At 48.0% G+C, this 15,432-nt stretch carries 12 protein-coding genes and 1 tRNA gene; 5 read left to right on the top strand and 8 right to left on the bottom strand.

The features are described 5' to 3' along the window. Positions 1-297 precede the first annotated feature (297 nt). From CX664_RS08550 to CX664_RS25600, 4 genes are all read left to right on the top strand, one after another. Positions 298-858 carry a hypothetical protein gene (locus tag CX664_RS08550; protein ID WP_101746330.1) on the top strand — a complete coding sequence of 187 codons (561 nt, stop codon included), beginning with the start codon at positions 298-300 and terminating at the stop codon, positions 856-858. A gap of 304 nt (positions 859-1,162) precedes the next feature. Continuing rightward, the gene (locus tag CX664_RS08545) at positions 1,163-1,897 is read left to right on the top strand and encodes a hypothetical protein (protein WP_145999899.1); all 735 of its coding nucleotides are present in this window, start codon (positions 1,163-1,165) and stop codon (positions 1,895-1,897) included. Between the two features lie 64 nt (positions 1,898-1,961). Further along, the gene (locus CX664_RS08540) at positions 1,962-2,663 is read left to right on the top strand and encodes a hypothetical protein (RefSeq protein ID WP_101746328.1); all 702 of its coding nucleotides are present in this window, start codon (positions 1,962-1,964) and stop codon (positions 2,661-2,663) included. A gap of 59 nt (positions 2,664-2,722) precedes the next feature. Next, positions 2,723-3,754 (top strand): hypothetical protein, encoded by a 1,032-nt coding sequence (locus CX664_RS25600; protein ID WP_145999898.1) that lies wholly within the window; start codon positions 2,723-2,725, stop codon positions 3,752-3,754. Here the strand turns inward: CX664_RS25600 and CX664_RS08530 are convergent. The 6 genes from CX664_RS08530 to lon form a co-directional block, all read right to left on the bottom strand. Continuing rightward, entirely contained in the window at positions 3,747-4,970 is a 1,224-nt protein-coding gene (locus CX664_RS08530) for a hypothetical protein (RefSeq protein ID WP_101746326.1), read from the bottom strand. The two genes, CX664_RS25600 and CX664_RS08530, sit on opposite strands and share 8 nt — an antisense overlap. Positions 4,971-5,300: 330 nt before the next feature. Continuing rightward, complete coding sequence (fghA, locus tag CX664_RS08525) at positions 5,301-6,140, bottom strand: S-formylglutathione hydrolase (protein ID WP_101746325.1); 840 nt, start codon at positions 6,138-6,140, stop codon at positions 5,301-5,303. 77 nt (positions 6,141-6,217) lie between these two features. After that, positions 6,218-7,348, bottom strand: a complete 1,131-nt coding sequence (locus tag CX664_RS08520; protein ID WP_101746324.1) for an S-(hydroxymethyl)glutathione dehydrogenase/class III alcohol dehydrogenase — start codon at positions 7,346-7,348, stop codon at positions 6,218-6,220. 320 nt (positions 7,349-7,668) lie between these two features. Next, on the bottom strand, positions 7,669-9,570 hold the full coding sequence (locus CX664_RS08515; RefSeq protein WP_101746323.1) for a SurA N-terminal domain-containing protein: 1,902 nt from the start codon (positions 9,568-9,570) through the stop codon (positions 7,669-7,671). 219 nt (positions 9,571-9,789) lie between these two features. Further along, positions 9,790-10,062, bottom strand: a complete 273-nt coding sequence (hupB, locus tag CX664_RS08510) for a nucleoid-associated protein HU-beta (RefSeq protein ID WP_101746322.1) — start codon at positions 10,060-10,062, stop codon at positions 9,790-9,792. A gap of 920 nt (positions 10,063-10,982) precedes the next feature. After that, positions 10,983-13,406 (bottom strand): endopeptidase La, encoded by a 2,424-nt coding sequence (gene lon, locus CX664_RS08500; protein WP_101746320.1) that lies wholly within the window; start codon positions 13,404-13,406, stop codon positions 10,983-10,985. Between the two features lie 381 nt (positions 13,407-13,787). Between lon and CX664_RS08490 the strand changes: the two genes are divergently transcribed. After that, a tRNA-Pro gene (locus CX664_RS08490) sits at positions 13,788-13,864 on the top strand. A gap of 520 nt (positions 13,865-14,384) precedes the next feature. Here CX664_RS08490 and recR read toward each other — a convergent pair. Both recR and CX664_RS08475 read right to left on the bottom strand, forming a co-directional pair. Further along, a complete protein-coding gene (gene recR, locus CX664_RS08480; protein WP_101746318.1) occupies positions 14,385-14,984 on the bottom strand; it encodes a recombination mediator RecR in 600 nt (199 codons plus the stop codon). A gap of 84 nt (positions 14,985-15,068) precedes the next feature. Next, the gene (locus CX664_RS08475) at positions 15,069-15,395 is read right to left on the bottom strand and encodes a YbaB/EbfC family nucleoid-associated protein (RefSeq protein ID WP_101746317.1); all 327 of its coding nucleotides are present in this window, start codon (positions 15,393-15,395) and stop codon (positions 15,069-15,071) included. Positions 15,396-15,432: the final 37 nt, after the last annotated feature.

Here is a 15,432-nt window from a genome sequence, read left to right as displayed (position 1 = left end):
TTTTTTTTTTCAACAGAAGTCAGCAAGCTGAGCAGGATGATATTGAGCGTATAAGTAGTTAACCAAATGGAATCGTATTTTCTGACTAAGTGGGCAGTCACTCTGCGGCGTTACAACTACGGTCACATAGCTACGGCTATGCTCCCTACGTTGTGCCTTGCATAGTAACTGCCCACTTAGCCAGAAATATACGATTCCATTTGGCCAACTACTTAGAGCCCATCCAACAACAAAAGCAGGCCTGAAATTTTCGTCTTTATACCAGAGAACTACTAAAGATTCTTATTCGATAGTACGATGAAAGATTATCAAACCTCATGGAACGAGATAATGAAAATAACAGAAAGAACCCAAGCCGCCAGAGGAGTCTACGCGGAAACTTTGCAGTTGCACAAAGGCCCTATGAAAAAAATGAAGGCTCTGGCCAGTGCTGCGAATTGCTTCTTCAACCGTCGGGAAGTACAAAACTGGCAAGAATCGAATACAGCCACTATTTCTCAGGCTCCCACAGCTCAGGAGCCAGAAGCGCTGGTAAAGACAAACATCAAAGAGCGCACCGCAGCCCCCTCAGATATGCAGGCTGAATTAAAATCGGTATTGGCAAAAAGAGTATTAACCGGGGAATCGCAGGGCAGTGACAGCGAGTTCGAGGCTGAATATGATTCTGCCGGTACAAAAGAAGGCCATCAGGAAGCGTCTGTTACGGAACCAGAGAAAATAACGAAACAGTCTGAATCCGCAGACGACAAACTTATACCCGACGAGGTGGAAAGGCTTAATAACCAGGCTGCGCATGACAAAATTAAAGTTCGCCCGACAAAGCGTAGACCCCCTACCCGCAATCCTGGCCGTCACTGATGGACAAAAGGCAGGGCTTTAAATTATGGGCATTAATGAACTTTTCTAAAATTAGAAAGTCTTAATCTGTAATTCAACAATTACACACTTCAATAAATTGATGAATCTCCATAACAACCTGTCTTCTTTTGATACTGCTTTTGAAGAGCTTTATCATGACATTTTAGTTGAACCGCCGAGTCAAGACAGTAGGCATGAAAAACAATTTACGCATCAAGGTATATCTGTTCAAGTACTACCCTCTTATTCTGTTTACAATAATCAGTCAGATATAGACCAGAATGAGGCTCCCGGTTTTAATTCATTGAATGTATATGATATTGAAATACTAACACCAGATGTTTCATCAGACTCATTATTAAAAGATATGCTTGAGGTGACAGAATACACTTCCGGTGAATGTAGACCCTGGAATTCTGGTAATAAAAACGTTAACAATGAACCATCATCAATACCACACACCAACGCCATTCAACCTTTCTTAACAGGGACCGAGCCTGAGATTGAGAAACCCATGCCAGCGCACCATTCAAATCCGGGTTATCAGTTAACTGATCTTCCAGCCATACTCTCTAACCCACAAGAGTTACCAGCAGATTCTGAAGTTAACCCCCTAAACCTGCACCATGCGACAAGTGATAACCAGAATACCCCTGCAGAAGCAGTGACTGATGCTAACGCTTCAATAGTTGACTGCCAAAGTGTGTGCAGAAGGTCTTGCCAAAAGGAGCACCGCAAAGACCCCGCTTACATGCAGCAGCTCAGAAAGCGCCAAAGGGAGTGGGTAAGAGAGCGTCGCAAAGATCCTGCTTTTCTAGAGCGCCAAAGGGAGCAGGCAAAGGAGCGTCGGAAAGATCCCGCTTATGCAGAGCGCAAAAGGAAGCGGGCAAGGGAGTATCGAAAAGACCCCGCCAATGTAGAGCGCCAAAGGAAGCGCCGCATAGAGTTGGCAAGTGATCGTCGCAACAGGGTGAGCATCCTGATGCACCTGAGGAAGCGGCAAGAGGCGCTTGAAAGCAAACTTCAAAAGAACTCTTGATGAAGAGAGGAACTTTTATAAGAGGGAGTAGTCCGAGAACCTGACTCAGTAATTCAATAACTCAATGGACAACTACAACAACTCGCCTACATTTAACCTTGACTTTTACGATCTTTATTTTGGTTCATGGGATTTATTTAATCAAGAAGATCAATTTTGTAAACACGAACAAGAGCCTGCCTATCAAGGTATGCCTGTTCAGGCTATGGACACACCTCTTGCTGTTTACCATAGCTCTTCAAACATTCAGAGAATTAACGTTAAGCCTCTTAATCTACTGCATGATTATAAAATTGAACCTGCGGACCAATCGAATCAGGGAGACCAGTTAACAGATCTTGCCATAAGCTCTGAGCCAAAAGACGTACAACCAGTTGGTGAAGTTAACCGGCCAAACCTGAACCGGGTATCAAGGGCAGAAGACATTGCTGAAGGTAACTCTTCAATAGTTGAACGACAGAGGGCGTTTTACAAAGATCACACGTACGCCAGGCACCATAGGCAGCACAGAAGAGAGCGAAAAAAACAGAGCCTGAACGAACAACAAAGGCAGCGCCAAAGGGATCGCAAAAGGGCTCAGCAAAGGGACCGTAAAAGGGAGCTTCGTAAACATTCAATTTACGCAGAGCTGGAAAGAGAACACAAAAGACAGCGTATTCAGAATGATCCTGATTTCGCTGAGCGCCAAAGGGTGCACAGAAGGCTGGTTCGTAAAAAATCCCGTTTACGCAGAGCACTGAAAAACTCACCGAAGGGTGTTCCTTAAAAAGGAACTTTAACAGGATGAAGTGGTCTTAACCTATAATTCGCTCATTCAATAATTCAATGAACATATTTAACACAGACCCAAATAATATTTCTGGACTTTCCTATTTTCAGGAGTTGCCGGTAAATTACTTACCAACAACTGCTGCTCCAGATTCACACTTGAACTGGCATGGGCATTTTTTGCAAACACCGTCCCCTTATCAATCTGGAGAGTTAAATCCGCAATTCACCAACCAGGGCATTCCCTGTTCTGCAAGAGCGCTGGACGATTTTTCAATTTCTATTTTACCATTGACTGGAAATACATTAAGACTTTCCGGGTTTTATTCACAAGATAATCTTGATACTTACCCCCCTTGTCAATTTTCAGATAATCATTTTTTCTCCACGAATTCAACCACAACAGGCTTCCAACAATTACCTCCGGCCTATTCATCAGTTACTTTTCCTCAACCGTCATTGCATCCCGCTGCTATAGTCGGGGCGTTAGATAAAAGCACTGACCAGCAAGTTCTCACTGAAACGATGCAGTACAACGCAACTCTATCTTCCGGATCCGGTGAACCGATACGCCCTACACCTGAAGACACTTACGCTTACGGAATTAATAAACCAAGAAGAACAAAATTATCTTTTCAAGCAAGCCAGGCCAGATACGCCGCATCCGCTAAAGGCAGGGCATGCCAGGCCAGATATACCGCATCCGTTAAGGGCAAAGCAAGCAGGGCCAGATACCTTGCAACTGATAAAGGAAAGATATGCATGGCCAAGGCCAGTGCCAAGTACAAAAAATCCGATAAAGGCCAGGCGGCCAATGCCAGAGCCAGAGCCAAATACGAAAAATCGGCAAAAGGAAGAGAAACCAGAGCCAGGTACGCCGCATCCGATAGATACAGGATGAAGAACGCTATAAAGTGTGCAAAGTATAGAGCCTATCACTCGGCTATAAAACAAGGCATGAGCGAAGCATTGGCAAGGAAAATGGCAGAGTTAGTAGCTAATGAAAAGTTGGCAGAATTATCAATGACGTCTCCACCTCTGTCTGTCAGTCAAAATGCAATAGGTATATCTGCTTTTCTACTCAATTAGGTGCGTCAACTACAAACTGCCTGCGACTCAATCTTGCCCCCATATCCAACCACTCTCTTATTAAAAAAGGTCTGCCATCCTCATTTATTGCCCTGAGTAATCCAGCGTTCAGCTCAGCTTGTATATCAAAATAAACCTCCGCACCCAGTTCGAGGAGACATCCAGCAGAATCAGGTCGATTATTACGGATTCTTGTCAGGAGCATTGTATTAAGATCAGCCTGACTGTAAGGGTTGTTTGCACCGCAACTCACCCATTCTTTTACACCATGGGGATTATTACCTTCCGCATAACTCCGGGCGGCAAGATTTATAAATTGATTGGTTTTATCATTTTTTTTGGCACCCATTTCCAGCCAAAGTTTAAATTGCATAATACTATTTTCTTCGGCAACCCTTTCCAGATTTAAATCAAGAATTGTTTGAAATTCTGGTTTAATATCTGCTCCTGCTTCTTTTAAATTGATAACATCTCTTGAATCAGGTCTATCTTCAAGAAGGTTTTTGGCCAGAAACTTGTCAAGTTGTTGCTGAAGATTTTCTATGGTTGCCCCCATTGCCACACAATCTTTTACGTCAGATGCACACTCCTGCTTCAGGGATTGTTTTAACCATTCATTTAATTTCAGTTGAACGTTACTATCTACCGAAGCTCCCAGATCGCACCATTCTTTCGCTTTAACCACTGTAGTAGCTTCTTGTAAACCTTTATCAATTTTCTGTTGAAAGTCGGGTATCATCGCCCCCAGAGACAACCAGCCTCCGGCAAAAACGGGCTCATTACTCTTTATCATTCTTTCCAGGCCTGAATTCAGTTTATTTGTGACTTTAGTATCTATTTTCGCCCCAATATCCAGCCATACTTTCGCATGAAATGGATTTGGATTATCTTTAGCAAACTCTCGATTCAAGCCGCCATTTATCTTGCGTTGAATATCAACACCATACAACCCTGAATTATTAAGAACCACTTTTAATACACCCGGCAATTCCAGGTCATCTATTAGAGGAACAGGAACATATTGACAGTTAATCATAGTATCGAGCCTTTTATTAACATAACTGATTGAATATTCCTCAAGCGATTTAACATGTATTTTTTCTAATTCATCAATAAGATATTTAGATAATTCCGGAGTTACATCATCAGAATCCTTGCTTAACTCTTTATACAATATTCCCTGAATACATTCTCGATAAGCTATATTACCAAGCATTATTGCCACCCTGTCATATTAATTTTTGAGTAATAATTGATACATAAGTAGCTAACCATATGAAATCATATATTTCTGACTCCTTGTTCAGGCACTCTGCTTCGTTACAACTCCGGTCACATAGCTACGGCTATGCTCCCTCCGTTGTGCCTCGCATAGCACCTGCCCAAGTAGCCAGAAATATATGATTCCATATGGCCAGCTACTTAATTTCATTTGGTTAACTACTTAAAGCTGCTTTCACATAAAAAACCAACCAATCAGTTATATTTTTACCAGAAGCCCGGATAAGGTATTTGCCAAAAACCGGTAAATACCTTTTTCAGTCAGCTATAAAAACTTCTGTGAGTGAAATCTTAAGTGATCCTCAATAAACGTGGCAATAAAATGATAGGAATGATCATATCCCTCCTGCATCCTTATGGTCATTGGATACCCTGTGTCTGCAACTGCTTTTTTTAATGCATCCAGGTGCAACTGTTCGTGCAAAAAAGTATCCCTGCTGCCCTGATCCACCAGTGTTGGAACCGCTACAGGTGATCTTTTCAACAGCTCGCAGGCATCATAGTGTTTCCATTGCTCGCGATCATTACCAAGATAGCCCATAAATGCTTTTTGTCCCCATGGCGCATTGACCGGATTGCAGATCGGACTGAAAGCAGACACCGATGAGTAACGATCAGGGTTGTGCAGAGCAATCACCAGCGCACCATGACCGCCCATGGAATGGCCGGCAATACTCCGTTTATCATTTACAGGAAAGTGTTGTTCAATAAGTTCTGGCAGCTCAGAAACCACATAATCATACATTTGATAATACTGACGCCACGGCTGCCGGGTAGCATTCACATAAAACCCGGCACCAAGCCCGAAGTCGTAGGCAGCATCAGGATCATCCGGAACATCATCCCCCCTGGGACTGGTATCCGGTGCAACAATCGCAATGCCCAACTCTGAAGCTACCCGCTGGGCTCCCGACTTCTGCATAAAATTCTCATCGGTACAGGTCAGCCCGGACAACCAGTACAGAACGGGAACCGTTTGGCTCTCGCTCTCAGGAGGCAGGTAGATGGCAAAACGCATGTTGCAGTTAAGGGTTTGTGAGTCGTGGGTGTACTGTTTATGCCAGCCACCAAACAGCTTATTACTGCTGATATTCTCCAAAGACATAGACCTTGCTCAATACGGGACAGGCTTTACTGAAAAAACCGTAAAGCCTCGGTGAAAAAAAATAACCGATGGTGCAGTTATTGCCGGTAATGGACCACAGAGCGAATACTCTCCCCCTGATGCATCAGATCAAACGCCCTGTTGATCTCCTCCAATGCCATGGTATGGGTGATAAAATCGTCGAGCCTGAATTCACCCGCCAAATATTGCTCTACTATGCCCGGCAGCTCAGAACGGCCTTTCACCCCTCCAAATGCGGATCCACGCCATACACGCCCGGTCACCAGCTGGAATGGGCGCGTGGCTATTTCCTGGCCAGCACCGGCAACGCCGATGATAACCGACTCCCCCCAGCCTTTGTGACAGCACTCAAGTGCAGAACGCATGACGTTAACATTCCCGATACACTCAAAGGAAAAGTCAACACCACCATCGGTCATCTCGACGATCACATCCTGAATCGGTTTATCAACCAATGTTGAATTGACACAGTCAGTAGCCCCTAGCTTTCTGGCCAGTTCAAATTTTTTCTCATTAATATCAACCCCGATAATCCTGCCAGCACCGGCCATTCTGGCACCAATGATGGCCGATAGACCAATACCGCCAAGACCAAAGACGGCAACGGTGTCCCCGGGCTGTACCTTTGCGGTCTTTAATACGGCCCCCATACCGGTAGTGACTCCGCAACCCAGCAGACAGACTTCTTCAAGCGGTGCATCAGGGCTGACTTTTGCCAGTGAAATCTCGGGTAACACGGTATACTCGGAAAATGTCGAACACCCCATGTAGTGATAAATGGGCTGACCATCTTTATAAAATCGGGTCGTACCGTCGGGCATCAGCCCCCTTCCCTGGGTTTCACGTATTTTCTGGCAGAGGTTGGTTTTACCTGAACGGCAAAATTTGCACTCACCACACTCCGGTGTGTAGAGTGGAATGACATGATCACCAACAGCAACGCTGGTCACGCCCTCTCCTACCTGTTCGACAATCCCGCCACCCTCATGACCAAGAATGGCAGGAAATACCCCCTCCGGGTCATCACCGGACAAGGTAAAGGCATCGGTATGGCAAACACCTGTAGCAACGATGCGAACCAGCACCTCGCCAGCCTTTGGTAACATCACATCGACTTCTTCGATCGACAACGGCTGGCCTGCCCCCCAGGCAATGGCCGCTTTTGATTTAATAAATTGATCGGACATTACTATTCCCCAGTATCGTTTATTGTTAGACCACTACCGAAAACCGTAGCTGAAACCAACAGTTTAACAATGGCAGGAAACGCTGCAAGGGGAGATCAGGATCACGGCTACGGCGGACCAGGGTGAGCATGTCGTTATGCTCGCCGTGCCTGACTTGATAATCGAGTGCTTGTTGACTTGCCTGCTGGAAGATGGTGCAGAGTCTATAGCTGCTCTCTACCTGATAACAGGAAAACCATCAGGACAATTTTTCTACCTCTTCTTAACGACAAAGGCCACCTTTCGGTGGCCTCCAGGACGTTGCATCCAAACTCAATTCATTATTGATTATCAAGCAGGATTTTTACCTTACCTCTCTCCTTCAGACTGGCAAGGTACTCATCAAACATTACACGTCCATTGCCTGCAGCAATAAACTGACCCAGTCCTTTGAGCTGCTCAGGATTTGCCACTGCTTCACCGGGGTAGATGGCGCTCAGGCCAACCACCGCATAATCACCATTTGCCAGAGTGACTGAACGATAGGAGACACTGTTTCCGGGGTGAGGCATTTTAAAGGCTTCCTGCAGGAGCTGTGCAGGCACACCGGGCATATTCCTGCTGGTTGCAGGACTCTCAACCACTTCCAGCTTCTGTTCATCAGCCAGCGCGTTCAGCGCTGTTCCGGACTGCAAGGTCGTTACCATCTGTTCTGCACGGCTGGCCAGCTGTTCCCGGGCGCGGCTGTTCTTCAGGGCATTAACGATGGTTTCCTGCACATCAGCAAGGGGTATAAGCTCAGGTTTTTGGTGCTCCTTAACCCGGACCACAACAGCCTGTTCCGGGGTAATCTCAATCAGCTCACTATTGGCACCGAGATCCAATACATCTTCACTGAAAGCCGCTGCCGACACGCGGGGATCAGCAGCAATACCCGATTCAGCACCCTTTCGACCAAAGGGCTCACTGGTCATTACGGTCAGGCCCAGCTGCTCTGCTGGCTGAGCCAGGTCAGAAGCCTCAAAGCTGATATCCGCGAGCTGTCTGGTTTGTTCAATAAACAGAGAGTCAACTTCATTCTGCTTGAGTGCCACCTCAATGTCTGCGCGCATCTCATTCAGCGATGGCACATCCGCTTCATCACGGGAAGTCACTTTCAGGATCTGTATACCGAAATCCGTTTCAATAGGCTCAGAAACCTGACCAACGTTCAAACCCGCAACGGTATTGTCAAAAGCATCGCCAAAGAAGCCCGGCTCAACAGCCCCCAGATCACCGCCGTTCTCAGCGGTCATCGGATCATCAGAATAGGATCTGGCTAACTCGGCAAACCCGGTTCCGGCTTGCAGTTTGGCAACCACTTCACTGGCCCGTGCTTTCGCTTCATCAAGGGTGCGATCTTCACCGGTCTGAATCAAGATAACTGAGACATGGGCATTATTGCCAGACTGTTGCTGCAACTGTTCGACACGGTACTGGTATTCAGCTTCAATATCTTCAGCAGAGACGTCGATACCCCTGGCAATATCCGCCTTGTTCAGAACCACGTAGTTTACGACAACCTGCTCAGGCGTCATGAACTGATTCGAGTTAGCCTGATAGTAAGTGCTGATCTCTTCTTCGGAAGGCGTAATGGCCTGACGAACCGGTTCCGCCGACAGCATAACCCAGGCGAGGTCCCGGGTCTGACCTTCAAGACTCTGCAGTCGTTTGAGTTCTTCTGCAGTCACAAATTCGGTATTGGCAACCCCGGCGCGTAATTGCTGCAAGAGTGTTTCTTCACGGATGGCATCGCGGAACTGCAATGGTGTCATACCATAACTGCGAACCATCATCTGAAAACGATCGGCATCAAAGCGGCCGTTTTGCTGAAACTGCGGCATGGATACGATCAGCTTATCAATCTGGGCTTTGCCAATATCCATTTTCTGATCTTCAGCGTTTTGCAGTAGCAACTGACGATCAATCAGGGCTTCAAGAACCGAGCTTTGCAGTAACTGATCGTCCAGCATGGCAGGATCAAACTGACCGCCCATTTGCTGAACCAAAACCCGCCGCTGCTGGTCAACAGCCTGAGCCAACTCTGCCCGGGTTATATCCTTACCATTGACTGACGCCACTTCCGGGTTGTTTGGATTGGGCGCAAGCGTTTCCAGACCAGTAATGGCCATCATAAAAGCGATGATGCCGACGACAACAAATGTCACCCAACTCTTCGCTTTGTCCCTCATCGATTGCAGCATAATAACCTCAGGTACCAGGGCCGCTGAGACAGCAGAGCATTTCCCTTGTTCTTCTCACCCAGCCTGATGAAGACCGGGTTTAAAAAAAAAGCGCATCATCGGATGCGCTTTCTGGTGAACCGGCAGACAACTCCCCTGGAATAATTCATGTGGAACCCTGCCTTGCCCACCTGATGAAATAGAACCGATTAAAGCACTATAACAGTGAACCGTACCAGATCAGTTCACAGCATCCTTAAGAGCCTTACCAGCCTTGAAGCTTGGAATTCTGGCAGCGGCGATTTCAATCGGCTCACCAGTCTGTGGGTTACGGCCGGTACGAGCGGCACGCTCTTTCACAGAAAATGTGCCAAAACCTACCAGAACAACCTGCTCACCATTTTTCAGTGCACCAGTGACAGAGTTAATCACGGCGTCCAGGGCTCGACCAGCGGCAGCCTTAGAAATGTCTGCAGATGCAGCGATAGCATCAATAAGCTCGGACTTGTTCACTCTATTCCCCTTCTAAGTAGGATGCGTTTTCAATCATTAACAGAGGATAGACACAGAAAGCGTGCTGGCAACTGAGTAATTTACCGGACTTCTGTCATCTACCCTATCAGGTGCGACCGATATGCTGCTGCATTTTCCTGTGAAAAACAAGCACCATACATGCACCTTCGTCATTAATAGCCTGCCAACCAGCCAATTTGATCTAAAACCACTGAAAATAATCACCAGAATTCATTTTTCCAATGGCAACCATCGAACATTGTCAGCGAACGATAACACCGGGGCAGTATGAAGTCTGATAATCTGCCGTCAAGCAAATTGTCTGACTGGATTCAAGAAGTCTGGCGGGAAACCCGCTTCCCCCGGAGCTACTGAACAAGACAGTAACCCGAAGGCTCATCAAATCGGGGAAGCAGAGTCATTCCTGCGTTTCTTGTCTGGAGGGTCATAGGAAAGCAAATCACCGGTAACAGCCTGTACCTGTTCGGTCATTCCGGTAAAAGAAGTCTACTTTTATCCGCATTAGCATAAAGTTGTCTAACAGTTGAGCTGACAACCTGACTCTATGGCTTCGACCTGGCCCGGATATTTCATAAACATGCTCCCGCTCTCACTTGTCCTTTGCCGCTCTAAGGGAGTTTTGTTCAGTCGACCGTACTCCCCGGTACGGCGCTCCCTCACAAAATCCCTTAGAGCGACAAAGTCCTCGGCTTTGGCATCCTGCGTCGCCCTATCTCCCACATCCATGTGGTCGTGCGCGAGAATCGGGGCAGTTTATGAAATATCCGGGCTAACTCCTGATCCGAAGTAGCGGCAATTTATACCAATCGTCCGGCCGTTATGTCAACTGAAGAATCCACCGGAAAGCCCCGTCATTACTGAACGACCGCCCAATACAGGGCGGTCTTCACATTCAACGGTCAGTGGGTATTGACACGTTCATCACTTTTCTGCTCAGTTTTCCGCTCGGAATCGGCAACTTCCAGGGCTTTTTCTGGCAGGGCTTCGGGCATATACGACAGCGCTACTTCCAGAACTTCATCAATCCACTGAACCGGAATAATTTCCAGGTCATCCTTGATATTGTCAGGGATCTCTTTCAGGTCGCGACGGTTCTCTTCAGGAATCAGCACCTTCTTGATACCACCACGATGAGCTGCCAGAAGTTTCTCTTTCAGACCGCCGATGGCAAGGACTTGACCCCGAAGCGTGATCTCACCGGTCATGGCAACATCTGCCCGAACCGGAATCCCGGTCAGAATGGACACAAGAGCGGTACACATACCGATACCCGCACTTGGGCCATCTTTTGGCGTCGCGCCTTCAGGAACGTGAATGTGCAGATCGTTCTTCTGATGAAAATCAGGCTCAATACCCATGGCGGCTGCCCGGGAGCGAACCACCGTTAATGCCGCCTGGATTGACTCCTGCATCACATCGCCCAGCGAGCCGGTTTTGATAATCTGCCCTTTGCCGGGAACCGCTACCGACTCAATGGTCAGCAACTCGCCGCCAACCGATGTCCAGGCCAGGCCGGTTACCTGACCAATCTGATCCTGATCTTCAGCCCGTCCATAGGTGAACTTGCGAACCCCCAGGAAGTCTTCAAGCACTTCCGTGGTCACCGCACTCTTGCGGTCCTTTTCAGACAGCGCTTCCTGTTTTACCGCCCGGCGACAGACCTTGGCAATTTCCCGCTCAAGTCCACGAACACCGGCTTCTTTGGTGTAGTAGCGGATGATATCCAGCACTGCATCATCAGCAAAGGACAGCTCGCCCTTACGGAGACCGCTGCGCTTGATTTGCTTGGGTACCAGATAACGCTTGGCAATATTGAGCTTTTCATCCTCGGTGTAACCCGGAATGCGGATCACCTCCATACGGTCCAGCAACGGCCCGGGAATATCCATGGAGTTGGAGGTACAGACAAACATAACATCGGAAAGATCGTAATCCACTTCCAGATAATGGTCATTAAATGAGTTGTTCTGTTCAGGGTCCAGCACCTCCAGCAAAGCTGAAGCCGGATCACCACGCATATCAGAACCCATTTTGTCGATCTCATCCAGCAGGATAAGCGGGTTTTTCACTTCAACCTTGGCCATCTTCTGGATCAGTTTACCCGGCATGGAGCCAATGTAAGTCCTGCGGTGACCACGGATCTCCGCCTCATCACGAACGCCACCCAGCGCCATACGGACAAACTTGCGATTCGTCGCCCTGGCCAGTGACTCACCCAGTGACGTTTTACCAACCCCGGGAGGTCCCACCAGACACAGCACAGGCCCCTTCAGTTTACGAACCCGCTTCTGCACGGCAAGATATTCAAGGATACGTTCCTTGACCTCTTCCAGCCCGTAGTGATCAGCCTCAAGAATATCCTGGGCACGCTTCATATCATGGCGGACTTTGCTGCGCTTTTTCCAGGGAACACTGAGCATCCAGTCAATATAGCCCCTGACCACCGTTGCCTCTGCGGACATCGGCGACATCATTTTCAGTTTGGCCAGTTCCGCCAGGGTCTTTTCCCTGGCCTCCAGGGTCATCCCCGCCTGATCAATTTTCGCTTTCAGCTCTTCCAGCTCGTTGGGTGCATCGTCCATATCCCCCAACTCTTTCTGAATGGCTTTCATCTGCTCATTCAGGTAATACTCACGCTGGCTGCGTTCCATCTGTTTCTTGACGCGACCACGGATTTTCTTTTCCACCTGCAGAAAATCCATCTCACCCTGCATAATACCAATCAGATACTCCAACCGGTCGCCCAGGTCGATAATCTCAAGCATCTTCTGCTTGTCTTCGATCTTCATGGGCATGTGTGCGCTGATGGTATCCACCAGCTTGGCCGGGTCTTTGATACCGGATAATGAGCTAAGCACCTCATTCGGTACTTTCTTGCTCAATTGCACATACTGCTCAAACTGAGACATCACAGAACGAACCAGCAGCTCACCTTCCCGGTCGCTGATCTGCTCTGACAGCTGCTCATGAACTTTCGCCTTAACCAGCCCATCGTCTTCATAGACCGAGTCAATCGTTACCCGGGTCTCACCTTCCACCAGAACCTTGACCGTTCCGTCTGGTAACTTCAGCAATTGCAGAATGCTGGCAACGGTGCCCACAGAAAACAGGTCTTCCACCTGAGGCTCATCGGTCTGGGCACTTTTCTGGGCTACCAGCAGAATTCTCTTGTCACCAGACATTGCCAGGTCCAGCGCCTGGATGGATTTTTCCCGGCCGACAAACAGCGGGATCACCATATGCGGGTAGACCACCACATCACGGAGGGGCAACAACGGCAATTCATAGTGCTCTGATGGTTGCAGGGTATCTTTATTATCCATAGCTCAGCCCCTATATGTTCAATCTCAATAAAGCCTGCCATCCACCAGCCTGTTGGCTGGCTGAAAACTGGAAAGTGAAAACCCGGCAGGCATTCAGGACACGATCTATTACGTGTTTGATCAATGGTCAGCCCACAGCGGAAGTACCTGAAACACCGTCTCAGGCATCTGTGAAACCGGCCATGGTCTCTAAGATGGGGCTTTTCCGGCTAAATTACAATAGCCACGTCTTTTCGTCTCCTGAAAACGGCTAAGGGACGCTTCATCGGCACTCAAGTCCGGGATAAAGAATCTTGTAACATCAAGAACTTGCAAAAGAACTTCGTTCAGGTAACATAACAGTCATTCGGAAGAGACGTCGCATCGACTCTTCAGGAGAGTCGGAGCGTAGCGCAGCCTGGTAGCGCACCACAATGGGGTTGTGGGGGTCGGAGGTTCAAATCCTCTCGCTCCGACCAATTTATTTTACCTATCTCTCAGATTTACCCACTCCCTGTTTTAACCAAGCCTTCAAATCCCTCATCTTTATAAGATATCCAGCTGATCGGTTTCAGCATCAATCTTCAGCGGTTGCCATCCGGGCAAGTCCTGAAAACTGTCATGAAAGTTTTTGGCCTGAAGAGGAACCTCGCGATTACTTGGGCTATGCATAAAAAAGTAGGGTTGTTTTCCTGCTGATATCCATTCCCTCAACTTGTGCTGCCAGGGTATAAGGAACAGTCTAAAAATAACTTCCTCTTTTTGCCACGGAGGCACGGAGTCACAGAGGAAAAGATTTTTTTCTTTTCTCCGTGTCTCCTTGTCTCTGTGGCAAGTTTTTTTCTTGACAGGATCACGTCGGAAATGCGGAAGTTATTCCGGGACAATTCCTAAGGTACTCTTCATCACAGGTCATATCCCCCAAGCCAATAAAACGAATCATTGGAAACTGCCCGGTAGCAATTGCATGCACAGGAAGACGGGGCTTTTTAGCCTGAGTCAGATTTCAACCTTCTTGCGGCCTGCCAGGGCATGGGCCAGGGTGCCACCGTCCACAAACTCAAGCTCACCACCCAGGGGAACACCATGGGCAATGCGAGTGGCCGTCACCCCGAGGGTTTTCAACTCCTCAGCAATGTAGTGCGCCGTGGCCTCACCCTCCACTGTCGGGTTGGTTGCCAGGATAACCTCTTCTACCTGATTATCAGCCACCGTTTTCAACAGGTGTTCAATGCCAATATCTTCTGGCCCGATACCATCAATTGGCGACAAATGCCCCATTAACACAAAGTAACGTCCTGAAAAGCCACCGGCCTGCTCAAAGGCCATAACATCCGAAGGATTCTCGACAATACACAACAGTTTTTCATCCCTGCCGGGGTTGGCACAAATCTGACAGACAGGTTCTTCTGTCAGGGTACGGCAATGCCCGCATCGCCCCACCCCTTCGGCAGCCTGTCTGAGAGCAGCCGACAAGCGCACAGCCCCGTCACGATCCCTTTCCAGCAGGTGCAACGCCATTCTCTGGGCCGAACGCGGCCCCACGCCTGGCAGACAGCGCAATGACTCCATCAATTCCCTGATCATGGGGCTGAACATAAACAAAACCTGATTAACAATGATATCGCTACCCGACACCCATTAGCTCTAAGCAACATAGCAAGGGTGTCGGGCGTAAGGAGTTTAGAATGGCAGTTTTATACCGGCTGGAAGACCCAGCCCTGAGGTCAGCTCACCCATTTTTTCCTTGTTGTTCTCTTCTACTTTACGAACCGCATCATTGATAGCAGCAGCCACCAGATCTTCCAACATCTCCTTGTCTTCCGCAAACAGGCTTGGATCGATCTCTACCTTACGAACATCATAACGACCGGTCATGATGACCTTAACCAGCCCGGCACCGGCTTCACCAGTGACTACTGCATTGGCCAACTCCTCCTGGAGTTTTTCCATATCTTCCTGCATTTTCTGGGCCTGCTTCATCAGATTGCCCATACCACCTTTAAACATATTGACCTCTGCACAAAAAACACCAAACAAGGACCAC

Source organism: Endozoicomonas acroporae (assembly GCF_002864045.1).
Taxonomy (GTDB): domain Bacteria; phylum Pseudomonadota; class Gammaproteobacteria; order Pseudomonadales; family Endozoicomonadaceae; genus Endozoicomonas; species Endozoicomonas acroporae.
This window is presented reverse-complemented; position numbering and strand designations above follow the sequence as displayed.

Bases quoted from the DNA above. Each gene is read 5' to 3' on its own strand.
- CX664_RS08550 (WP_101746330.1), top strand. From the start codon at position 298: ATGAAAGATTATCAAACCTCATGGAACGAGATAATGAAAATAACAGAA.
- CX664_RS08475 (WP_101746317.1), bottom strand. From the start codon at position 15,395: ATGTTTAAAGGTGGTATGGGCAATCTGATGAAGCAGGCCCAGAAAATG.
- recR (WP_101746318.1), bottom strand. From the start codon at position 14,984: ATGTTCAGCCCCATGATCAGGGAATTGATGGAGTCATTGCGCTGTCTG.
- CX664_RS08520 (WP_101746324.1), bottom strand. From the start codon at position 7,348: ATGTCCGATCAATTTATTAAATCAAAAGCGGCCATTGCCTGGGGGGCA.
- CX664_RS08530 (WP_101746326.1), bottom strand. From the start codon at position 4,970: ATGCTTGGTAATATAGCTTATCGAGAATGTATTCAGGGAATATTGTAT.
- CX664_RS08540 (WP_101746328.1), top strand. From the start codon at position 1,962: ATGGACAACTACAACAACTCGCCTACATTTAACCTTGACTTTTACGAT.
- fghA (WP_101746325.1), bottom strand. From the start codon at position 6,140: ATGTCTTTGGAGAATATCAGCAGTAATAAGCTGTTTGGTGGCTGGCAT.
- lon (WP_101746320.1), bottom strand. From the start codon at position 13,406: ATGGATAATAAAGATACCCTGCAACCATCAGAGCACTATGAATTGCCG.
- CX664_RS08515 (WP_101746323.1), bottom strand. From the start codon at position 9,570: ATGCTGCAATCGATGAGGGACAAAGCGAAGAGTTGGGTGACATTTGTT.
- CX664_RS25600 (WP_145999898.1), top strand. From the start codon at position 2,723: ATGAACATATTTAACACAGACCCAAATAATATTTCTGGACTTTCCTAT.